Raw genomic sequence first — 21853 nt, 5'->3', positions numbered from 1 at the left:
CATAAAACGAAATCACACCAAACGAAACCACACCGTCCGAAATTACGCCGGCGTCTGCCCGATCTCGTGATTCGCGAGCACTTCGAGCGCACGCACCATCGCCGAGTGGTCCCACGCCTTGCCGCCGTGCGCAACGCATGCGTTGAAGAGCGCCTGGCAGGTCGCCGTGTTCGGCAGCGACACGCCGAGCGCCTGCGCGGTCGACAGCGCGAGGTTCAGGTCCTTCTGGTGCAGCTCGATGCGGAAGCCCGGATCGAAGGTGCGCTTCGTCATGCGCTCGCCATGCACTTCGAGAATACGCGACGACGCGAAGCCGCCCATCAGCGCCTCGCGCACGCGCGCCGGATCGACGCCGGCCTTCGACGCGAGCAGCAGCGCCTCGCCCACGGCCTCGATGGTCACCGCGACGATCACCTGGTTCGCGACCTTGCACACCTGGCCCGCGCCGACCGCGCCGATCAGCGTGACGTTCTTGCCCATCATGTCGAAGAGCGGCTTGACGGTGTCGAACGTGCTCTGCTCGCCGCCGACCATGATCGTCAGCGAACCGGCCTTCGCGCCCACTTCGCCGCCCGAGACCGGCGCGTCGAGGTAGTCGGCGCCGCGCTCGCGCACGCGTGCCGCGAAATCGCGCGTCGCCATCGGCGAGATCGAGCTCATGTCGACCACGATCTGGCCCGCACGCAGCCCGTTAGCGAGCCCCTGTTCGCCGAACAGCACGCGTTCGACGTCGGGCGTGTCCGGCACCATCACGAAGATCATGTCGGCCTGCGCGGCCACCGCGGCCGGGCTGTCGCACGCGACGGCGCCGGCCTGGGTCAGCTCGCCGGGCACGCCGCTGCGCGTGAACGCGGCGAGCGGCACGCCGTTCTTCAGAAGGTTGGCGGCCATGGGCTTGCCCATGATGCCGAGTCCGATAAAGCCTGCTTTTTTCATGGAATGCTCCGGAGATGTCGTGGCGGCGGCGCTCAAGCCTGCCCCGCCGGTTTCTGCATGAAGTGCTTCTGAACCGACTGCGCGGCGCTCTTGAGCAGCCCGAGGTCCGCGCAGACCGCGATGATGCGCGCGCCCATCGACAGATAGCGTTCCGCATCCGCCTGCACGGGCGCGAGGATGCCGCTCGATTTGCCGGCCGCCTGCGCGCGCTCGAATACGTGCGCGATGGCCTGCTGCACGTCGGGGTGGTTCGCGTTGCCGAGATGGCCGTACGAGGCCGCGAGATCGGACGGGCCGACGAAGACCGCGTCGATGCCGTCCACGGCGAGAATGCGGTCGATCGCCTCGACCGACTTGCGGCTTTCGATCTGCGGGATCACGCAGACGTTCTCGTTGGCGATGGCGAAATAATCGGCGACCGTGCCGTAGCGGTTGCCGCGGTGGCCGACCGACACGCCGCGGATGCCCTGCGGCGGGTAGCGCGTCGAGGCGACGGCGCGCGCGGCGTCGTCGGCGCTGTCGACGAACGGCACGAGGAAGTTCGAGAAGCCGCTGTCGAGAAAGCGCTTGATGACGACGCTGTCGTTGGCCGGCGGCCGCACGACCGGCGCGCTGCCGCTGTCCTTGAGCGCCATCAGCTGCGGAATCAGCGTGAGCACGTCGTTGGGGGCGTGCTCGGCATCCAGCAGCATCCAGTCGAAGCCGACCGTGCCCAGCAGTTCGGTGGCGATCGGGCTGGCGAGCGACGCCCAGCAGCCGATCTGGGTTTCTCCGCCGCGCACCGCGTGTCGGAAGCGGTTGGGCAGGGACTGATAAGGCGTGACGGCGGACATGCGGTATCTCCTCGAACTGCGATGGATCGGGAAAAAGCGGCGACGATGCGGGCGGCGCGCCGGGAAGCGCACCGGAAAACACGGCCACGACGGCGAAACGCGAAGTTATAAGTCGTCGTACATCTTCGAGAAGATTAGCACCGCTATCTGTTCTTGTAACGGCCACGTAAACCCGAATACCCCGTCCAACAGGCGATTCGGGTTGCGTGTAGCCCCTGCAATGTTGTAGGATGACCTATATCTTTGGTCGTCATTTAAGGAAAGCTCAAATGCCTATTACCGGTGAAATGCTGATCGGTCGCCAAGCCGTGCGCGGCAGCGAAAAAGCGCTGCGCGCATTCAATCCCGCCACGGGTTCCGAGATTGCCGAGCCGGTGTTCGGCAGCGGCACCGTGGCGAACGTCGACGCAGCGTGCGAACTCGCGCGCGCGGCGTTCGACGCCTACCGTCAATTGCCGCTGACGGTACGCGCCGAGTTTCTCGAGCGTATCGCCGATGGCATCACCGCGCTTGGCGACGAGCTGATCGAGCGCGCGATGGCTGAATCGGGCCTGCCGAAGGCGCGTCTCGAAGGCGAACGCGGTCGCACCACGGGCCAGCTCAAGCTGTTCGCGCAGACCGTGCGCGCGGGCCAGTGGCTCACCGCCACGCTCGACTCGCCGCTGCCGGAGCGCAAGCCGCTGCCGCGCTCGGATCTGCGCATGCAGAAGATCGCGCTCGGCCCGGTCGCCGTGTTCGGCGCGAGCAACTTCCCGCTCGCATTCTCGGTGGCCGGTGGCGACACCGCCGCGGCGCTCGCGGCCGGCTGCCCGGTCGTCGTCAAGGCGCACCGCGCGCACCTCGGCACATCGGAGCTGGTCGGCCGCGTGATCCAGCGCGTCGCGCAGGAAATGGACCTGCCGGAAGGCGTGTTCTCGATGATCGTCGGCGCGGGTAACTCGGTCGGCGAGGCGCTGGTCGCGCATCCGGCCATCAAGGCGGTCGGCTTCACCGGTTCGCGCGCGGGCGGCACCTCGCTGATGCGCGTCGCGGCGGCGCGTCCGGAGCCGATCCCGGTCTATGCCGAAATGAGCAGCATCAACCCGGTGTTCCTGATGCCGAGCGCGCTGGCCGCACGCGGCGACAGCATCGCGCGCGGTTTCGTCGACTCGCTCGTGCTCGGCGCGGGCCAGTTCTGCACGAACCCGGGCCTCGCGATCGCGATCGACAGCGACGCGCTGAAGAGCTTCGTTGCCACCGCGTCGGAAGCGCTCGCCGCCAAGCCGGCGCAGACCATGCTGACCTCGGGCATCCACGCCGCGTACGAAGACGGCGAAAGCAAGCTGGCCGCAACCAAAGGCGTCGAAGTCGTGGCGCGCGGCGTCGCGGCAGCCGGCCCGACCCAGGCTTGCGCGGCGCTGTTCGTGACCGACGCGCAGACGTTCCTGTCGAACCCGGCGCTCGAAGACGAAGTGTTCGGCCCGGTGTCGACGATCATCCGCTGCAAGGACGAGCAGGAACTGCTGCAGGTGGCTGAGCACTTCGCGGGTCAGCTGACCGCGACGCTGCAAATGGACAGCGCCGACGTGGCGGCGGCAAAGAAGCTCGTGCCGATCCTCGAACGCAAGGCCGGCCGGATTCTGGTTAACGGTTTCCCGACCGGTGTCGAAGTGTGTCACGCGATGGTGCACGGCGGCCCGTTCCCGGCAACTTCGGACAGCCGCGCGACGTCGGTAGGTACGACGTCTATCGACCGCTTCCTGCGCCCGGTGTGCTACCAGGACTTCCCGGCCGAACTGTTGCCGCAAACGCTGGCCGACGGCAATCCGCTGGAGCTGTGGCGCCGTCGCGATGGCGAGCTCACGCGCGGTTGAGTGCGTGAGGTTGGCCTGAGTTGCTGATCTGACTGGCCTCTGATGTGCCTGCCTGGGCGGACTCCGCCTGGGCAGGGCGCCGAATGGGGCGAGAGTGAGGAAAGAATCGGGCGAGAACCGGGCGAGTCGCGGCAGCAAACAGCGCGGCAGCAGGCGGAACGCAAAAGCAGGACGAAAAAAATGGCCGGGAAAATCCCGGCCATTTTTTTCGCCTACGGCGTCAGAACCCGCAACGTCAGCTATTCGCGTCGCTCACTTCGTTCGCGCGACGCAGCCGCTCGCGGCTATTCGACAGATGCATGCGCATCGCCGCGCGCGCCCCTTCCGCGTCGTGCCGCGAGATCGCTTCGAGAATGCTCTCGTGTTCGAGATTGACGAGCGACAGGTACGAATCCGGATCGGCGCGCGCAATGCCGGCCGAGTCGAGCCGGTTGCGCGGAATCAGCGCGCTGCCCATCTGCGAGAGGATGTCGACGAAATAGCGGTTGCCCGTCGCGCGCGCCACCGAGATATGGAATTGCAGATCGGCGTCGACGCTGTCGAGCCCGTTGTGACGCGTCGCTTCGATCGCGTCGAGCGCGGCGCGCATGCGCGCGAGGTCGTCCGGATTGGCGCGTTGCGCCGCGAGACCCGCGCATTCGGTTTCGAGGCTGATGCGCAGTTCGAGAATGGAGAGCACGTCGCGCAGCGTCGTGGCGGGCACCATGTCGATGCCGAGCTTTTCGCGCGGCGGCTCGAGCACGAAGCTGCCGATGCCGTGGCGCGTCTCGATGATCTTGCCCGCCTGCAGGCGTGAAATGGCCTCGCGAATCACGGTGCGGCTCACGCTGAGCGTGCTCATCAGCTGCGATTCGGTCGGGAGTTTGTCGCCGGGCTTCAGTGCGTTGGTCGCAATCTGCTCGGTAACATAATTGACGACGAACTCGGCAAGATTGCGAGCGCGTCGTGGCGGTGCCGCGGATGCCAGTGGTGTAGCCATCGAAAACGCCCCCTGATCGGAAAGTTGCAATTTAATTATACCGTCGTCTGACGACTGATTATATAAGCGCCGGATCGGTTTCGGCGAAGTTATCGTCGATATCGGCGACGTCTGCCGATCGATCGGCGCACGCCGCGCCCGGATACGGGGCAGGGCGCCGCCCGCCGGGCGGGCGGAAGTACGATAACTGCTGTAAACGCGGCGGCGGCCGTTGCGCCGAGGCCCGAAAACCCCAGCCGCAAGACGACCGCCGCGCGCGGTGCCGGCTTTTGCGTGCCGTTCAGGCCGCCGTGTGCAGCTCGACGCGCCGGATGTCCTTCACGATCACGAGGTAGCTGAACACCGTCAGCAGCGCGTTCGCGCCGACGAACACCAGCGCGCCGTTGAACGAGCCCGTGCGCGCGACGAGGTAGCCGATCACGATCGGCGTGACGATGCCCGCGACGTTGCCGAACATGTTGAAGATCGCGCCCGACAGGCCGAGCGCTTCCTTCGGCGACGTATCGGCGACCACGGCCCAGCCGAGCGCGCCGATGCCCTTGCCGAAGAACGCGAGCGACATCAGCGCGACCACGATCCAGTCGGTCGAAACGTAGTTGCAGCCGATGATGCAGGTCGACAGCAGCATGCCGCCGACGATCGGCACCTTGCGTGCGACCGTGAGCGAACAGCCGCGCCGGATCAGCCCGTCCGAGATGACGCCGCCGAGCACGCCGCCCGAAAAGCCGCAGATTGCCGGCAGCGAGGCGACGAGCCCCGCGTGCAGGATCGTCATGCCGCGCGCCTGCACGAGGTAGATCGGAAACCAGGTCAGGAAGAAGTAGGTCAGCACGTTGATGCAGTACTGCGCGAGGTAGACGCCGAGCAGCATGCGGTTGCCGAGCAGCTGGCGCACGAGCGCGAGGCCGCCGGACGGCGCGACGTCTGCGGGGCTTGCCTTGCGCGCGCCGTTGACGAGGCCGCCGCCTTGCTCGATGTATTCGAGCTCGGCACGCGACACGCGCGGATGGTCGGCGGGATTCTTCATGAACTTCAGCCACGTCAGCGCGAGCAGCAGCCCGATCACGCCCATCACGACGTAGACCGCCTGCCAGCCGAACACGTGGGTGAGCCAGGCCATCAGCGGCGTGAACACGACCGCGGCAAAGTATTGCGCAGCGTTAAAAATGGCCGAGGCGGTGCCGCGCTCGTTGGTCGGAAACCAGCTTGCGACGACCTTGGCGTTGGCCGGAAACGCCGGCGATTCCGCCGCACCCATCACGAAGCGCAGCACGAACAGCGCGGAAACTGCCGCGCCGGCGCTGCCAAGCAGGCCGATCGAGCTTTGCAGCAGCGTGAACAGCGACCACGAAAAAATGCTCGCCGCGTACACGCGGCGCGCGCCGAAGCGGTCGAGCAGCCAGCCGGCCGGCAGTTGCGACAGCACATAGGCCCAGCTGAACGCGGAGAAGATGTAGCCCATGCGGATCGCGTCGAGGCTGAACGCGGCGCGCATCGCGGAGCCGGTGATGGACAGCGTCGCGCGGTCGGCGTAATTGAGCGTGGTGATCAGAAAGATCAGCAGCAGGATCGCGTAGCGGACTTTCGTGCGCGCCGCGGTGCTGGCGGGGTTGGCGGGACTGGCCGCGCGGCTCGTGTTCATGGTCGTCTCCTGAATTGTTTCCGGCCTGCGGGCGGCCTTCGGGTGCGCTGGCTTACCGGTAGCCAGAAACAGAAGCGCCCGGCGACGTTGCCGTGCCGGGCGCTCGTGACGGGAGCGCGGCGAGCGCTCCCTGTCGTACGGCCGCGAACGTTGCGCAAGCCGTGAGGCCGGTGCCTTACTGCGGTCCGAGCTTCTTGATCAGCGCGTCGAGCTGTTCCATTTCTTCCGGCGTCAGATCGGTCAGCGGTGCGCGCACCGGACCCGCGCTGTGGCCGACCAGCTTCGCGCCCGCCTTGACGATGCTGACTGCGTAGCCGGCGCGGCGGTTGCGGATCTTCAGGTACGGCAGGAAGAATTCGTCGATCAGCTTGCCGACCGTGGCGTGGTCGTCGGCGGCGATCGCGCGGTAGAACTCCATTGCCGTCTTCGGGATGAAGTTGAACACGGCCGACGAGTAGACCGGCACGCCGAGCGCCTTGTAGGCGGCAGCGTAGACTTCAGCGGTCGGCAGGCCGCCGAGGTACGAGAAGCGCTCGCCGAGGCGGCGGCGGATCGTCACCATGTTTTCGATCTCGCCCACGCCGTCCTTGAAACCGATCAGGTTCGGGCAGCTGTCGGCGAGGCGCTCGAGCATGTCGGCGTTGAGCTTCGAATTCGCGCGGTTGTAGATGATCACGCCCATGTTCGGCACGGCCTTGCAGACTTCCTCGGCGTGCGCCGCGATGCCTTCCTGACTCGCTTCGGTCAGGTAGTGCGGCATCAGCAGGATGCCGTGCGCGCCGTGGCGCTCGGCTTCCTGCGCGTAGGCGATCGCCACGCGGGTCGGGCCGCCCGCACCGGCGAGGATCGGCACCTTGCCCTTGCAGACTTCGGTGGCGGTGCGCACGACCTTCGAGTAGTCGTCGTGCGTCAGCGAGAAGAATTCACCGGTGCCGCCGGCCACGAACAGCGCCGACGCGCCGTACGGCGCGAGCCATTCGAGGCGCTCGGCGTAAGTGTCGGCGCGGAATTCGCCCTGTTCGTCGAAGTCGGTGACCGGGAAGGAGAGAAGGCCTTCCGAAACGATCTGCTTGAGTTCCTGCGGTGTCGTCATTTGAGTATCCAGGCGTCGGGATGAGTCGATCGGTAGTCGGGTCGGTCAGCGGACCCGGACCCGTGCTTGTAGAAATTCATTGGAACGTCGATTTCTTATACGTCATCGTACAACAACAAATCCGGTAACTCAACGGGGTTTTCACGGCATAATGCACGCCATAGGGTAAATACGGAACATTCAGGCAAAGTTTCATGTTGTAGGATGACGTATGAATGGCTGGCGCAGCAGGCCGACGGCGCCTGGACGGCGCCTGAATAACGCCTAAAGGATCGATGCAATGGAACAAACTCCGCTCTACATACGCGTTCACCCCAACGACAACGTCGCGATCGTCGTCAACGACGGCGGCCTGGGCGAGGGCGCGGTATTCTCCGATGGCCTCAAGCTGCTCGAGCGCGTGCCGCAGGGCCACAAGGTCGCGCTGGCCGATCTGGCCGAGGGCGACGAGGTGGTCCGCTACAACGTGGTGATCGGCTATGCGCTGAAGCCGCTGCCGAAGGGCAGCTGGATCAACGAGCACGTGATCCGCATGCCGAGCCCGCCGGGGCTCGAAGACCTGCCGATCGCCACGACCAGGGCGCCGGACATGCCGCCGCTCGACGGCTACACGTTCGAGGGCTACCGCAACGCGGACGGCTCGGTCGGCACGCGCAACATCCTCGCGATCACGACCACCGTGCAGTGCGTGGCCGACGTGGTGCAGCACGCGGTCACGCGCATCAAGGCCGAGCTGCTGCCGAAATACCCGAACGTCGACGACGTGGTGAGCCTCGGCCACACCTACGGCTGCGGCGTCGCGATCGACGCGCCCGACGCGATGGTGCCGATCCGCACCGTGCGCAATATCGCGCTGAACCCGAACTTCGGCGGCGAAGTGATGATGGTGAGCCTCGGCTGCGAAAAGCTGCAGCCCGAGCGCCTGATGCCGCCGGGCACGATTCCGATCGCGGCGGCCGCGGTGGTGGATGACGTGGCCGACGTCGGCCACGTCGCGCTCGACCAGAACGGCGACGTCGTGGTGCTGCAGGACGAGTCGCACGTCGGCTTCCAGTCGATGATCGAGTCGATCATGCGGATGGCCGAGGGCCACCTGAAGCGCCTGAACAACCGCCGCCGCGAAACCTGCCCGGCCTCCGATCTCGTGATCGGCGTGCAGTGCGGCGGCAGCGACGCGTTCTCGGGCCTGACCGCGAACCCGGCCGTCGGTTTCGCGACCGACCTGCTGGTGCGCGCCGGCGCGACCGTGATGTTCTCCGAAGTCACCGAGGTGCGCGACGGCGTCGATCAGCTGACCGCGCGCGCGGCCAACGCGGACGTCGCCGCGGCGATCATCCGCGAAATGCAGTGGTACGACGATTACCTGAAGCGCGGCGGCGCCGACCGCAGCGCGAACACCACGCCCGGCAACAAGAAGGGCGGCCTGTCGAACATCGTCGAAAAGGCGATGGGCTCGATCATCAAGTCGGGCAATTCGGCCATCTCCGGCGTGCTGTCGCCGGGCGAGAAGGTGCGCCAGAAGGGCCTGATCTACGCGGCGACGCCGGCCAGCGACTTCATCTGCGGCACGCTGCAGGTCGCCTCGGGCATCACGCTGCACGTCTTCACGACCGGCCGCGGCACGCCGTACAGCCTCGCCGAAGTGCCGGTCATCAAGGTCGCGACGCGCTCGGACCTCGCGCGCCGCTGGCATGACCTGATGGACATCAACGCCGGCACGATCGCCACCGGCGCCTCGACCATCGAAGAGGTGGGCTGGGAACTGTTCCGTCTGATGCTCGAAGTCGCGAGCGGGCGCAAGGAGACCTGCGCGGAGAAGCTCGGGCTGCACAATGCGTTGACGCTGTTCAACCCGGCGCCGGTGACCTGATAATCCGCTTACCCGCTGGTTTCGTCGGGGGGACGCCGGTTGCGCCGGCCTTCCCCTGTCTCCAGTTCAACCGATTCGCTCGCATCCCACGGGCTGATCTGATCGCACTCACACCAACAAAAAGACATGACCGATTCGAACGTTGACCGCTCCGCGGCAAAGAAACCCTTCCGCCGTCTGCTCCTCACCGGCGCCGCGGGCAATCTCGGCAAGCAACTGCGTCCCGCGCTCGCCGAATGGGCCGACATCGTGCGCGTGTCCGACATCGCGCCGCTCGGCGAAGTCGCCGCCCACGAGGAAGCCGCCGTCGTCGACCTCGCCGACAAAGCCGCGGTTCACGCGCTGCTCGACGGCGTGGACGCGGTCGTGCATCTCGGCGGCATTTCCGTCGAAGCGCCGTTCGAGGACCTGATTGAAGCGAACATCCGCGGCCTGTACAACCTCTACTCGGCCGCGCAGAAGCACGGCGTGAAGCGCGTCATCTACGCCAGCTCGAACCATGCGGTGGGCTTCCATCCGGTGACCTCGGTCGTCGACCTCGACGCGCCGCTGCGTCCGGACGGCATGTACGGCGTGACCAAGTGCTTCGGCGAAGCGCTGTCGCGCTACTACTTCGACCGCTTCGGCCTCGAAACCGTCTGCCTGCGCATCGGCTCGTCGTTCGAGCAGCCGAAGAACGCGCGCATGCTCGTCACCTACCTGAGCTACCGCGACTTCATCGAACTCGTGCGCTGCTCGCTGTTCACGAACCGCGTCGGCCATGCGATCGCCTATGGCGTGTCGAACAACCGCATCTCGTGGGTGGACAACACCAAGGCCGCGTTCCTCGGCTTCCGTCCGCAGGACAGCTCGCAGCAGTTCGAGCACCTGTTCCCGGCCGGCGCGCCCGACACGCGCTTCGACGATCCGACCCAGCAGTTCCAGGGCGGTCCGTTCGTGCTGGCCGGACCGATGGAGCCGAAGGGCGAGGCGCAATAATGAGCGCGACGGCCAATCCGAAGGTGGAGCGGCTCGAAGCCGCCGGGCCGCTGCCCGCGGCGACGGGCGAAAGCCCGGTCTGGCGCGCGGCGGAGCAGGCGCTCTACTGGGTCGACATTCCGGCAAAGAAGATCGTGCGGGCGCGCGTCGAAACCGGCGAGCGCAGCGAATGGCTGATGCCGGAGCAGGCCGCCTGTATCGCGTTCGACCGTGACGGCACGGTGCTCGCCGGCTGCGAGACGGGGCTGTTCGCGGTGACGCTGGGCGATGCGCCGGCGGTATCGGCCACGCCGGGCGGCGAGCCGCTGACGGCGACGCTCCGCAAGCTCGCGGCGCCGGTATTTCCGCGCGCCGGCATGCGTTTCAACGACGGCCGCTGCGATCGGCAAGGGCGCTTCTGGTCCGGCACGATGGTCATGGACATGGCCGCGGCGATTCCGGACGGCGCGCTGTACCGCTTCGACGCGGACGGCGTGCTGTCCGCGCCGGTCGTCGACGCGCTGATTACGCAGAACGGCCTCGCATGGTCGCCGGACGGCACGACGATGTATCTGTCGGATTCGCATCCGCTGCGCCGGCTGATCTGGGCGTTCGACTACGACGTCGAGACGGGCGAGCCGCGCAACCGGCGCGTGTTCGCCGATCTGAACCACCATGCAGGCCGTCCCGACGGCGCGGCGGTGGACGCCGACGGCTGCTACTGGATCTGCGCCAACGACGCCGGCCTGCTGCTGCGTTTCACGCCGCAAGGCAAGCTCGACCGGCAGATCGCGGTGCCGGCCGTGAAGCCGGCCATGTGCGCGTTCGGCGGCCGCGAGCTCGACACGCTGTTCGTCACGTCGATTCGCCCCGGCACCGGCGCGACCGAGCACGACGGCCATGTGTTCGCGGTGCGGCCCGGCGTGAGCGGGCTGCCCGAGCCGGAATTCGCGGGCCGGCTGTAATCAGGCTTGCACGCAGAAAGCGCCGGGACGAAGTGCTTCTCCCGGCGCTTTTTATTTGAAGAGTTGTTTGTCCTGCCTTTTATTTGTCGCTCATCGTACAACGTGTGGCGTGGAGACCACGAAGCTCTCCGTGCTTCGTCCATAAAAAAACCAGCGCTTCGCGAGACCCCCGCCGATCCTGCCTCTGCGCCGTGCCATCTGGCACGGCCTTGGTGCCGTGCCGCACCGGTCATTGCTACCGCATCGCTTATTTGTGCGGGTAAATACCGTCTGTACAAGTCAAAAACGCTTTTATAGACTTCGTATGTCGTCGTACAACATATAAGCCCAAACAAATGGCTTTCTGTGAAAGTCGGGCTGTCGTACTCAACACGGCGGCTTTCGGGTGAGCAGCAGCCTGGTTCGCGCAAGTTCGAAAGCGTGCCGACGCGATGGAAGCAAGGAAGTCGAGTTGTCAATGGAGTGCTGGGCCACCTGTGCCGGGGATCGTTGCACAGCCAGTACGGCAGGCGCCCGCATCTGCGAGGGGCGAGCGCATAGCCGGAGACGCATTAAAACCATGTCACATCCGCATTCGATGGGATGGTCAATTTTTAAGGAATGTCACGATGAACAAGAAGTTTGCCTCTTCCCGTGTTCCGATGATCGTCGCCGCCGCGGCGCTGGCGTTCAGCACGATGTCGGCTGAAGCGCGCGTGTTCCGCTCGGCGGACGTGCACGGCGACACCTTCCCGACCAACATGGCCGTGAAGTATATGGGCGACGAGATCAGCAAGGCGACCAACGGCAAGGACTCGATCAAGGTCTTCGGCAACAGCGCACTCGGTTCCGAAAACGACACGGTCGACCAGCTCCGCATCGGCGCGCTCGACATGGCGCGTATCAACGGCGCGGCGTTCAACGAAATCGTGCCGGAATCGATGATTCCGTCGCTGCCGTTCCTGTTCCGCGACATCGACCATTTCCGCAAGGTGATGTACGGCCCGGAAGGCCAGAAGATTCTCGACGCGTTCGCGGCGAAGGGCATGATCGCGCTCACGTTCTATGAAAGCGGCGCACGCTCGATGTACGCGAAGAAGCCGATCAAGTCGCCGGCCGACATGAAGGGCGTGAAGGTGCGCGTGCAGCCGTCGGACCTGATGGTCGACGAAATCAAGGCAATGGGCGGCACGCCGACCCCGATGCCGTTCGCCGAAGTCTATACGGGCCTGAAGACCGGCCTCGTCGACGGCGCGGAAAACAACCTGCCGTCGTACGAAGAAACCAAGCACTACGAAGTGGCGAACGTCTTCTCGGAGACCGAGCACTCGATGACGCCGGAAGTGGTGGTGTTCTCGAAGAAGGTGTGGGACACGCTGAGCCCGCAGGAACAGCAGATCATCAAGAAGGCGGCGGTCGACTCGGTGCCTTACTACGTGAAGCTGTGGACCGCGCGTGAAGCCGACGCACAGAAGACGGTCACGCAAGGCGGCGCGACGATCATCCCGGCCTCGCAGATCGACCGCGCGGCGTTCGTGAAGGCGATGCAGCCGGTGTGGGCGAAGTACGAGAAGACCCCGCAAATGAAGCAGATCGTCGACGAAATCCAGGCCATCAAGTAAGTCTCGCGTCCCGGACGCAACCCGTATCGGCAACGTTTATGGCAGGGCGGCGTGAAGCGTCCCGCGGGAGAACCCGTGGGCTTTGCGCCGCGCTGTGTCTGGCGCGTGCCGTGCACGGCGGTTGCGGCCGCAGACGTCTGCTGCATTTTCAAGACAGATTGGTCGTAAGAAGGACAGGGTCAATGAGTTTTCTAAAACGCCCAAATGATTTTCTTTTCCACGTGCTGCAGGCAGTAGCGTCGCTCGCGCTCGCCTCGCTGTGTCTGCTCGTGATTTATGGCGTGGTAATGCGCTACGTCTTTGCCGACGCGCCGGATTTCGTCGAGCCGATCGCGCTGCTGCTCGTCATCGTGATTGCGATGTTCGGCGCCGCGCTCAAGGTGCGCGACGGCGGCCACATCGGACTCGACTCGTTCGTGCGGCGCTTGCCGCCGAAAGGCCAGGCGATCGTGACGGGCATCCAGCATCTTTGCCTGATCGCTTTCGCCGTGGCTGTTTTTTTCGGTTGTCTGGAAATGGCGGAAACCACGATGCAAGACCGCATTCCGATTATCGGCTTGCCAGAAGGGCTGCGTTACTGCATTCCGGTTGTCGCGAGCGTCTGCATCGCGATGTTCTCGGCCGAGCACCTGCTCGAGCTCTTCGCCAGGAAGCAAAAGTAGAACAATCATGGAACTTACCCTTCTTACCGTTAGTTTTCTCGTTTTCCTCTTTCTCGGGGTTCCGGTTTCGTTTGCACTGGGGCTGTCGTGCGTGCTGACGTACCTGTATGAAGGTTTGCCGGCGGCGACCGCGATGCAGGGCATGATCTCGGGGATGAACGCGTTCTCGTTCCTCGCCGTGCCGTTCTTCATCTTCTCGGGCGAGCTGATGCTGCACGGCGGTATCGCCGACCGCATCCTGCGCTTCGCGCAAGCCACCGTCGGTCATTTCCGCGGCGGTCTCGGCATGGCCAACGTGGTCGCCTGCACGCTGTTCGGCGGCGTGTCGGGTTCGCCGACCGCGGACACCTCCGCGATGGGCGGCGTGGTCATTCCGATGATGAAGCGCGAAGGTTATAGCGCGGCTTACGCGGTCAACGTGACGACGCACTCGTCGCTGGCCGGCGCGTTGATGCCGACCTCGACCAACATGATCATCTACGCGTTCGCGGCGCAAGGCGTGAGCGGCGTGCTGCACGGGCAGCGCATGAGCGGCGTGTCGATCGGCGATCTGCTGTTCTCGGGGCTGTTGCCGGTGCTGTGGGTGATGGGCCTCGTGCTGATCGCCGCGTACTGGCAGGCCGTCAAGTACGGCTATCCGCGCCGCCCCGACGGCTCGACCGAACTGCAGCGCTTCCCGGGCTGGATGGCGGTGCTGCGCACCTTCATCGGCGCGGTGCCGGGTCTGATGGTGATCGCGATCATCCTGTTCTGCGTGGCGCGCGGTATCGCCACCGCGACGGAAGCCGCCGCGATTGCCGTCGGGTACTCGCTCGTGCTGACCATCGTCGTGTACCGCTCGATGACGCTCAGCAAGCTCGCTCACGCGCTCGGCAAGGCCGCGAAGACGACGGGCGTGGTGCTGTTGCTGATCGGCGTGTCGAACATGCTGCGCTTCCAGATGGCCTATCTGGAGATTCCGGATGCGATCGAGCGCATGCTCGACGGCGCGACCTCGCTGCCGTGGCTGATGCTGCTGTATATCAACGTGATCCAGGTGTTCCTCGGGACCTTCGTCGACATGGCGGCGCACATCCTGATCACGACGCCGCTGTTCCTGCCGATGGCGATGCACAACGGCGTGGGTCCGGTGCAGTTCGGCATCATGATCCTGTTGAACTGCGCATTGGGTCTCGTGCATCCGCCGATCGGCTCGGTGCAGTTCATCGGATGCGCGATTGGCAATGTGTCGATTGGTGAAACTACTAAGGTGGCGTGGCCGTATTACCTCGCTATCTTCTCGGCCATCAATATCGTTACCTACGTTCCCTGGTTCTCGACCTGGTTGCCAAGTCTGATCAATGGCCACCCGGTGTTCTGATCAAAACAATCCGCTTTTCCACACTCAGCGGCGCTTGGCCCAGGCCGCACAAGAAAGTTTCTAACAGAGGAGTAAAAATGAAGAAGACACTCGTCACTTCGGCCTTGGGGTTGGTCGCCCTGGGTGCGCATGCTCAAAGCAGCGTAACGTTGTACGGTATCGTCGATACGGGGTTGGGCTGGCAGAACAGTTCCACGACGCTGAGTTCCGGCGCGAAGCCGTCGCCGGGTGGCCGTTCGCAAGTCAAGATGATCAACGGCATCTGGGCCGGCAGCCGTTTCGGCCTGAAGGGTTCGGAAGATCTGGGCGGCGGCACCAAGGCCATTTTCCAGTTGGAAGAAGGCTTTAACAGCGCAACCGGCGCAGAAAGCACGTCGGGCCTGATGTTCAGCCGCCAGGCATGGGTCGGTATGACGAACGCTCAGTTCGGTACGCTGACGGCTGGTCGCCAGTACACGTCGTACTACACGCTGCTGTCGACGTACAGCCCGACCAACTGGCTGACGGGCGCATACGGCGCGCACCCGGGTGATATCGACTCTCTGGATACGCTGTACCGCGCGAACAACTCGCTCGTCTACACGTCGCCGAACTTCTCGGGCCTGACGGTCAGCGGTTCGTACTCGCTGGGCGGCAATCCGGGCAGCTTCGCCGCAGGTCAGACCTGGAGCGTGGCGGCACAGTACCTGCATGGCCCGTTCGGTATCGCAGCCGGTATCCAGCGCATCGACAACGCGGCAACCGTCGCGAACCCGGCGTGGAACTCCACGATGTCGAACAACGGCGCGCAAACGGCCGTGTCGGCGATCAACAACGGCTTCCAGTCGGCAGCGAAGCAGCAGCGCGTTGCAGTGACGGGCGGCTACGCATTCAACTCGCAGTGGGACGTGTCGTTCGCTTACTCGAACGTTCAATACGCTGCGGGTCAGGCGTCGCTGTTCCACGGCACGCAGATCTGGAACACCGGTGGCGCAGTGCTGCACTGGAAGCCGATCTCGGTGCTGGACCTGGGCGCTGGCTATAGCTACACCCGTGCAACGTCGTCGAACGGCATCTCGAACACGGCCAGCTACAACCAGTTCAACCTGTCGCAGTACTACACGCTGTCGAAGCGTACGGGTCTGTACGCGCTGGAAGCCTATCAGCGTGCTAACGGCCAGACGCTGGCAGGCAACGGCAAGACGATCATCGACGCAACCGCAAGCATCGGCGACGCTCAGAACGGTGCTCCGGCATCGTCGCGCAGCCAGGTTGCTGTTGGCGTCGGCATGGTTCACCGTTTCTAAGTAGTTACTGAAAATGTGGCGGCGATGTTGTTTTGCCGCCACGGTAAGCGTGTTTTTTAACGCCTTACCAGACCATGTTGCTGCGCGCCTTTGGCGCGCAGTTTTTTTTGCGCGGCCGCTTTTTTTCCCGGATTTTTCCTGTTGGTGCGCGCGCGGGTCTAGCTGGTCCTGGCTGGCTTCGCTTTCGCGCTTCAATTCGGCGACGTCGCGCCTTCGGCGTGACGCCATCGCTTCCAGGCTGCTCAGGCCTCGGTCTCCGACCACAAACGTCCCCCCGTTGCCCAGTTTTCGCGCTTCACGTCGGTGAGGATGATGTCGACCGAGTTCGGCTCGACGCCGAGCGATTCGCAGGTCGCCTGGGTGATCGCTTCGACGAACTGGCGTTTCTGTTCCAGCGTGCGGCCTTCGAAGAGTTCGATATGAAACGTGGGCATGGCATGACTCCGTTGGGAAAGGTGGTCGAGAGTGAAATGAAGCAGGGAGTGAAGCAGGTGGTGCGCATCCGCTCGTGCATCCGGCCGCGCCGCTAGTCGCGATAGCCGCGATCGAGCCGGTCGAGCTTGCGCAGCAGCGCGGGCCATTCGAGTGCGCCTTCGATCGCGCCGCCGTCGTAGAGCTGCTCCGCCGTGCGCGCGGCGATCGCCTCGTTCGGCACCACCAGCGGCGCGCCGCCTGTTTGCGCCTGCAGCTGGATCTCGCAGGCCTTGATGAGCGTCGCCATCAGCACATAGGCTTCGGCGACCGTACGGCCGAGCGTCAGCGTGCCGTGATTGCGCAGCAGCATCGCGGGTTTGTCGGCGAGATGCGCGACGAGACGCTCGCCTTCGGCGGGCGTGAACGCGAGCCCTTCGTAGTCGTGGTAAGCGAGCTGCCCGTAAAAACGCAGCGCGTGTTGCGACGCCGGCAGCAGGCCGGCCGGTTGCGCCGATACCGCGACGCCCGCGGTGTTGTGCAGATGCATGACGCAGAACGCCTCGGCGCGCGCCGCGTGTACGGCAGCATGCAGCGCGAAGCCGGTCGCATTCACCGGATGCTCGCTTGCGCCGACGATATTGCCCGCGATATCGATCTTCACGAGATTCGACGCGCACACCTCATCGAATGCGAGCCCGAACGGATTGATCAGGAAGTGGCCAGGCTCGCCGGGCACGCTCGCGGAAATATGCGTGTAGATCAGATCGTCCCAGCCGTTGAGGGCGGCAAGCCGGTAGGCGGCGGCAAGATCGACGCGGGTCTGCTGTTCCGCCAGCGAGAGCGGGCCGGATTCGGCGATGCGGCCGGCGGGGGAGTGGGTGAACGACATGGCTGACTCCGATCCCTCGCGGGAGGGGGGCTGAAATGCGCGGCCGCGGCAGGCGCGAACCGGCTTGCGATGCTACCGCACAATGCCGGCTTGTGGCGATGCGCGGCAATGCGCGGGGCGGGCGCGGCGCGTGTTCTCGCCCCTGCGCCGATAACGGTTCTCACGGCGATGTGCGGGCGAGACCGTGCTTGAGCCACTGAACGCTCCACGTCGCGAGCACGAACGGCGCCGTCATGACCGGCCAGCCGGCATGCGCGGCCGCCGCTTGCAACAGTACCGACATCGCGACGCCGCCGAGCATCGGCGCGAAGCCGGCATCGCACAGCGCGAGTGCGGTGAGTATGCCGTTGAAGCCCGACAGGCCGGCGTCGAATGAAGCGGCGTTCGCGCCGCTCAGCAACTGCGCGGCGCTCGCGAAGCCCGCACCGATGAGCGCATACAGCGCGTGCCGGCGTGAAGCGGCGGCGATGCCGAGCAGCACGCACACACCCGCCAATGCACCCGACGCAAAACCGGTTTGCGCGAAACCGGCGAGCACGCCGGTGCAGAAACGCAGCGCATCGAGGGGATGAACGGGCGGCGGGCTCGCGTGCCGCGTGCCGTCCGCGATAAACGGCAGCCATAGCCATGTGACGATCAGGCACGGGCTCGACAAGCAGCCGAGCCCCCGCGCGCGCAGCCATCGCGACCACGGTTGCGAAAGCCACGCGGTGCCGGTCGCGGCAAGAATCGCAACCGCCGCCGCAGTTGCCGGATCGGCGATGAAACTGAAAGCGGCGAGCCCCGCGAGCGCGCCATTGAAGCCATGCAGGCCGGCGCTCGTGTCGGGTGCGGGATGGCCGGCGAGCACGGCGCTCACGTTGGCCGCGCTTGCACCTAGCAGCGCCGCGCATGCGAGGCGCGGGTCTGCCAGCAGCCACGCGGCGATCAGGCAGGCGCCGGTGAACGCATTCGCTTGCAGCACGATCTGCCCGAAGCTGCGCAGCAGCGTGCGCAGCGGGGCGCCGAACGAAGGAGATGGCGCGACGGTATGCATCGGGGACGGGCGTGGTTGAGGAATCACGGCAAACCGCGAGCATAGTCCGGCGACCCCGCATGAGGCATCGCTGTGCGTTGATAGTGGCTATTTGTGCGCGAGGCTTTCCACGTCGTGCCCGATCCGCTTTCGCGCTACGATAAACAACCGGCGCGCGCCGCGCCGTTTCGCGAGGAGACAGGCGATGCGTGAACTACGGTGGGCCTCGGAAGAGGGCGACGGCATCGAACATCTGATGTTCGATGCGCGCGACGACGGCTTCGCGGTCGAGAGTGTCGTCGTCGGGCAGCGCTACGGCAAGACGTATGGGCTGCATTACAGGGTGCGCTGCGATACGCAGTGGCGCACGCGCCATGCGTGGCTGAAGATCGTCGGCGGCGGCGAACTGGAATTGCACGGCGACGGCGCGGGGCGCTGGCACGACGGACACGGTCTGACGTTGGGCGCGCTCGAAGGCTGCATCGACATCGATATTGCCGCGACGCCGTTGACGAACACGCTGCCGATTCGCCGGCTCAAACTGGCCAAAGGCGAGCGCCGGCCGATCGAGGTCGCGTATGTCTCGACGCCGGAGTTGCAGGTCACGCGCGCCGAGCAGGCTTATACGTGCATCGAGCCGGATCGCGAGTATCGCTATGAAGGCCTATTCCGCAACTTCACGGCGGATATGCGGGTCGATCGCGATGGCCTCGTGATCGACTATCCGACGTTGTTTACGCGCTTGCCGCGCGCGCGTTGAGCGTTGTGCCGGCTGTCGTTGCGGCTGCCGTTGCGATTATGCTTGCGGCGTTTTCATCCGCCGCCTGTATTGGCCGTGCGTCGACAAACCGCGCGACATGCGCCGCGATCAATGCGGGATCGCGCAGCACGACCCAGTGGCTCGCGTCGATCTCGGTGCGTTCGTAGGCGCCTAGCCATCCTTCGAGTCCCAGCGATAACTCCGGTCCGACATAGCGGTCGCGCAGCGGCACGATGAACTGTACCGGCGCATGCGCGTGACGTGCGCGCGGCCGCAGCAGTGTGTCGATGAAATTCGCGCGATAAAGATTGAGGCCGTTGATCGCGTTGCGCTTCTGCGCGGGATCGCGAGCCGTGCGTACGTGCTCGGTCGCACGCAGCCATAGCGGCCACGCGTATGCGCCGCCCATGCGCCACACGAGTTCCGGCAGCCACGGCAGATGAAAGAAGAAGATGTACCAGGATTTCAGCGCTTGCCGCACGCCGCTGCCGAACGGGCGCCGCGTTTTGCGCTCTGCCGTTGCGTGCGTTGCGTGCGTTGCGTGCGTTGCGTGCGTTGCGCGTGCCGTACGCTCCGCGCCACCGCCGCGCAAATCGAGCGAGGCGTGATCGAGGCACGGTCCCGAGATCGATGTATACGATGCAATACGGCCCTTGAACGCCGGATCGGTGACCGCTTCCCAGCTTTGAATCGAGCCCCAGTCGTGACCGACGAGGTGAAACGGCTGAGCACCGCAGGTTGCATCGGCAACCGCGGCGAGATCGGCGGCAAGACGTTCGAGCCGGTACGCGGCGCGCGTGGCCGGTGCGCCGGACGCGCCCGCGCCGCGCACGTCGTAGGCGATCACCCGATAGCGCGCCTCGAGTTGCGCGCGCACCGGTTCCCACACCGCGGCCGAATCGGGATAGCCGTGCACGAGCACGATCGGCGTGGCGTCGCGCGGTCCGCTGACGTAGACCGCGAGCCGCACGTTGCCGGCATCGACCGACAGCGTCTCGCGCATCACGCGGCCGCCCGCACGCCGCGGCGCAGTACATTGCGCGCGACCGGCGAGTGCGCGTTGGCGGCTTCGACGGCGGCGACGAGCCCGTCGATCCGCGTGAGTTGCGAGCGGTTGTCGTGATCCCACGGATGGAAGCCGGGCCGGAAAAAGCTCAGCCATTCGCCGGCGATGCGTGCAAACACGCCATGGCGCGGACCGTACAGGTACTTCGTGAGACGCCACATGCCGCGCAGGTGTCCGCCGCGCTTGCGATCGGCGATGATGAGCCGCACGTTGTAGTCGAACACGATGAGCCAGAACGTCAGCGTGGTGGCGAGCATCGTGCCGGTGCGCAGCAGGTAGCGCCCGAGGCCGGGTTTGAGCACCGTATTCCAGACGTCGTACGAAACGGACTTGTGCTCGGTTTCCTCGAGCGCGTGCCAGGTCCACATCTGCGTATAGCCTTCGACCGAGCCGGCGATGCGCGTCGAGTCTTCGAGCAGCAGACCGGCCAGCATCGCCGTGTAGTGTTCGAGGCAGACCGTGATCGCAAGCTGATACGAATCGGGCAGTACCTTGCGGAATAGATTGAGCAGCCACCACAGCCGCTTGTCGAGCTTGTGCGCGGGCAGTCCCGCCTGTTGCAGCAGGTCGTTGTACTCGATGTGCTCGCGCGTATGCATCGCTTCCTGGCCGATGAAGCCGAGCACCTGCTTCTTCAGCTCGGGGTCGTCGATCCGGTCGCGATAGTTGCGCACGGAATCCATGAAGAAGCGCTCGCCGGCCGGAAACAGCAGCGAAAGCGCGTTGAAAAAGTGCGTGACGTGCGAGCCTTGCGCGTGCCAATCGCACGCGCGTTCCGGCGGCAGATTGAAACGCAGGTCGCGGCGAACTGGCATCATGGCCTGTCTCCCTTGTGATCGCCGGCACGATGACGTGCCCGGTCTTGCCGATTGAGCGCGGCGTGACTAACTCGGTATCGTTGAGCGTATGACATCGCGGACCTCACGCGCGCTTGCCGTCGAGCTGCGCGGCGCGGCGCGCGCGTTTTTCGGCGACGCGCTTGAGCCGGCGCGTCTGCATCACGACGAGCGCCTGATAGGCGGCGGGCAGCGTGCGCGCGAGCCAGTCGGCCGCGCGCGCGTCGCGGCCGATCAGCACGCGCCGTCTGTTTTTGCGCACGCCGTCGAGAATCACGCGCGCGGCATCGTCGGCGCTCGTGATGAAAAATTTCTCGAAGTCGTCCTTACCTTGCTGTTCGTTCTCGACCATGAAGCCGACCATGTTCTGCGCAATCCGGCTCGCTTGCGCGATGTTGGTTCGAATGCCGCCCGGATGCACGCAGGTCGCCGAGACGCCGCATTTCATGAGGTCGAGCTCCTGACGCAACGACTCGGTGAAGCCGCGCACCGCGAACTTGGTCGCGTTGTAGCCGCTCATGCCGGGCTGCGAAAAGAGCCCGAACACGCTCGACGTATTGACGATATGCCCCTCGCCCGAACTCTTCAGATACGGCAGGAACGCTTTCGTGCCATGCACGACGCCCCAGAAGTTGATGCCGACGATCCATTCGAGATCGGCGTACTCCATGCCGTCGATCGTGCTCGACAACGCGACGCCGGCGTTGTTGAACACGAGATTGACGCGCTCGTGTTCGAGCGCGGTGGCGGCGGCCCACTCGAACATCGCCGCGCGATCGGCGACGTCGAGCACGCGCGTCGTGATCCGCAGCGGCGCGCCGACCACGTGCGGCGCG

General features: G+C 65.3%; 20 protein-coding genes. 9 read left to right on the top strand and 11 right to left on the bottom strand.

Translation table 11 applies throughout. The features are described from left to right. Positions 1 to 42: 42 nt before the first annotated feature. On the bottom strand, positions 43 to 972 hold the full coding sequence (locus tag GXB81_RS11335) for a 2-hydroxy-3-oxopropionate reductase (protein ID WP_277396783.1): 930 nt from the start codon (positions 970 to 972) through the stop codon (positions 43 to 45). Beyond that, on the bottom strand, positions 969 to 1769 hold the full coding sequence (gene garL / locus GXB81_RS11330) for a 2-dehydro-3-deoxyglucarate aldolase (protein ID WP_205989154.1): 801 nt from the start codon (positions 1767 to 1769) through the stop codon (positions 969 to 971). The genes GXB81_RS11335 and garL overlap by 4 nt, the downstream gene beginning before the upstream one ends. 269 nt (positions 1770 to 2038) lie before the next feature. On the opposite strand from garL, the gene GXB81_RS11325 reads away from it, so the two are divergent. Beyond that, positions 2039 to 3622 carry an aldehyde dehydrogenase (NADP(+)) gene (locus tag GXB81_RS11325; RefSeq protein ID WP_205989153.1) on the top strand — a complete coding sequence of 528 codons (1584 nt, stop codon included), beginning with the start codon at positions 2039 to 2041 and terminating at the stop codon, positions 3620 to 3622. A gap of 235 nt (positions 3623 to 3857) precedes the next feature. Here the strand turns inward: GXB81_RS11325 and GXB81_RS11320 are convergent, their stop codons facing one another. The 3 genes from GXB81_RS11320 to kdgD all read right to left on the bottom strand — a co-directional run bounded on the left by GXB81_RS11320 (position 3858) and on the right by kdgD (position 7336). Further along, on the bottom strand, positions 3858 to 4601 hold the full coding sequence (locus GXB81_RS11320; protein ID WP_167049777.1) for a FadR/GntR family transcriptional regulator: 744 nt from the start codon (positions 4599 to 4601) through the stop codon (positions 3858 to 3860). A gap of 280 nt (positions 4602 to 4881) precedes the next feature. Next, entirely contained in the window at positions 4882 to 6243 is a 1362-nt protein-coding gene (locus GXB81_RS11315; protein WP_167049779.1) for an MFS transporter, read from the bottom strand. A 175-nt stretch (positions 6244 to 6418) separates the two neighbouring features. Then, positions 6419 to 7336 (bottom strand): 5-dehydro-4-deoxyglucarate dehydratase, encoded by a 918-nt coding sequence (gene kdgD, locus GXB81_RS11310; protein ID WP_167049781.1) that lies wholly within the window; start codon positions 7334 to 7336, stop codon positions 6419 to 6421. A gap of 280 nt (positions 7337 to 7616) precedes the next feature. On the opposite strand from kdgD, the gene garD reads away from it, so the two are divergent. From garD to GXB81_RS11275, 7 genes are all read left to right on the top strand, one after another. Beyond that, positions 7617 to 9206: a galactarate dehydratase gene (gene garD / locus GXB81_RS11305; RefSeq protein ID WP_205989152.1), complete on the top strand. Its 1590-nt coding sequence runs from the start codon at positions 7617 to 7619 to the stop codon at positions 9204 to 9206. A 126-nt stretch (positions 9207 to 9332) separates the two neighbouring features. Then, positions 9333 to 10184, top strand: coding sequence for an NAD(P)-dependent oxidoreductase (locus tag GXB81_RS11300; protein WP_167283921.1), 852 nt, complete (start codon positions 9333 to 9335; stop codon positions 10182 to 10184). Beyond that, entirely contained in the window at positions 10184 to 11128 is a 945-nt protein-coding gene (locus tag GXB81_RS11295; RefSeq protein WP_205989151.1) for an SMP-30/gluconolactonase/LRE family protein, read from the top strand. The genes GXB81_RS11300 and GXB81_RS11295 overlap by 1 nt, the downstream gene beginning before the upstream one ends. Positions 11129 to 11736: 608 nt before the next feature. Next, complete coding sequence (locus tag GXB81_RS11290; RefSeq protein WP_167049789.1) at positions 11737 to 12729, top strand: TRAP transporter substrate-binding protein; 993 nt, start codon at positions 11737 to 11739, stop codon at positions 12727 to 12729. A gap of 182 nt (positions 12730 to 12911) precedes the next feature. Continuing rightward, on the top strand, positions 12912 to 13391 hold the full coding sequence (locus tag GXB81_RS11285; protein ID WP_167049857.1) for a TRAP transporter small permease: 480 nt from the start codon (positions 12912 to 12914) through the stop codon (positions 13389 to 13391). Between the two features lie 7 nt (positions 13392 to 13398). Then, a complete protein-coding gene (locus GXB81_RS11280) occupies positions 13399 to 14751 on the top strand; it encodes a TRAP transporter large permease (protein ID WP_167049791.1) in 1353 nt (450 codons plus the stop codon). 77 nt (positions 14752 to 14828) lie between these two features. After that, the gene (locus tag GXB81_RS11275) at positions 14829 to 16037 is read left to right on the top strand and encodes a porin (protein ID WP_205989150.1); all 1209 of its coding nucleotides are present in this window, start codon (positions 14829 to 14831) and stop codon (positions 16035 to 16037) included. A gap of 242 nt (positions 16038 to 16279) precedes the next feature. Here GXB81_RS11275 and GXB81_RS11270 read toward each other — a convergent pair whose 3' ends face one another. From GXB81_RS11270 to GXB81_RS11260, 3 genes are all read right to left on the bottom strand, one after another. Then, the gene (locus GXB81_RS11270) at positions 16280 to 16471 is read right to left on the bottom strand and encodes a 4-oxalocrotonate tautomerase (protein WP_167283923.1); all 192 of its coding nucleotides are present in this window, start codon (positions 16469 to 16471) and stop codon (positions 16280 to 16282) included. 92 nt (positions 16472 to 16563) lie between these two features. Then, on the bottom strand, positions 16564 to 17340 hold the full coding sequence (locus GXB81_RS11265; RefSeq protein WP_167049797.1) for a class II aldolase/adducin family protein: 777 nt from the start codon (positions 17338 to 17340) through the stop codon (positions 16564 to 16566). A gap of 160 nt (positions 17341 to 17500) precedes the next feature. Further along, complete coding sequence (locus GXB81_RS11260) at positions 17501 to 18376, bottom strand: urea transporter (RefSeq protein WP_205989149.1); 876 nt, start codon at positions 18374 to 18376, stop codon at positions 17501 to 17503. Positions 18377 to 18560: 184 nt separating this feature from the next. On the opposite strand from GXB81_RS11260, the gene GXB81_RS11255 reads away from it, so the two are divergent. Next, positions 18561 to 19115 carry a putative glycolipid-binding domain-containing protein gene (locus tag GXB81_RS11255; protein WP_205989148.1) on the top strand — a complete coding sequence of 185 codons (555 nt, stop codon included), beginning with the start codon at positions 18561 to 18563 and terminating at the stop codon, positions 19113 to 19115. Here GXB81_RS11255 and GXB81_RS11250 read toward each other — a convergent pair. From GXB81_RS11250 to GXB81_RS11240, 3 genes are all read right to left on the bottom strand, one after another. Continuing rightward, positions 19090 to 20121, bottom strand: a complete 1032-nt coding sequence (locus GXB81_RS11250; protein WP_205989147.1) for an alpha/beta fold hydrolase — start codon at positions 20119 to 20121, stop codon at positions 19090 to 19092. The two genes, GXB81_RS11255 and GXB81_RS11250, sit on opposite strands and share 26 nt — an antisense overlap. Then, positions 20118 to 20999: a metal-dependent hydrolase gene (locus GXB81_RS11245; protein WP_205989146.1), complete on the bottom strand. Its 882-nt coding sequence runs from the start codon at positions 20997 to 20999 to the stop codon at positions 20118 to 20120. The genes GXB81_RS11250 and GXB81_RS11245 overlap by 4 nt, the downstream gene beginning before the upstream one ends. Positions 21000 to 21102: 103 nt before the next feature. Further along, on the bottom strand, positions 21103 to 21853 hold a 751-nt coding region (locus GXB81_RS11240), incomplete at its 5' end, for an SDR family NAD(P)-dependent oxidoreductase (RefSeq protein ID WP_205989145.1).

The sequence above is a fragment of the Paraburkholderia sp. Ac-20336 genome, from assembly GCF_017105025.1.
Classification (GTDB): domain Bacteria; phylum Pseudomonadota; class Gammaproteobacteria; order Burkholderiales; family Burkholderiaceae; genus Paraburkholderia.
Note: the sequence above shows the minus strand (reverse complement) of the source record. Positions and strands in the feature narration are given on the sequence as shown.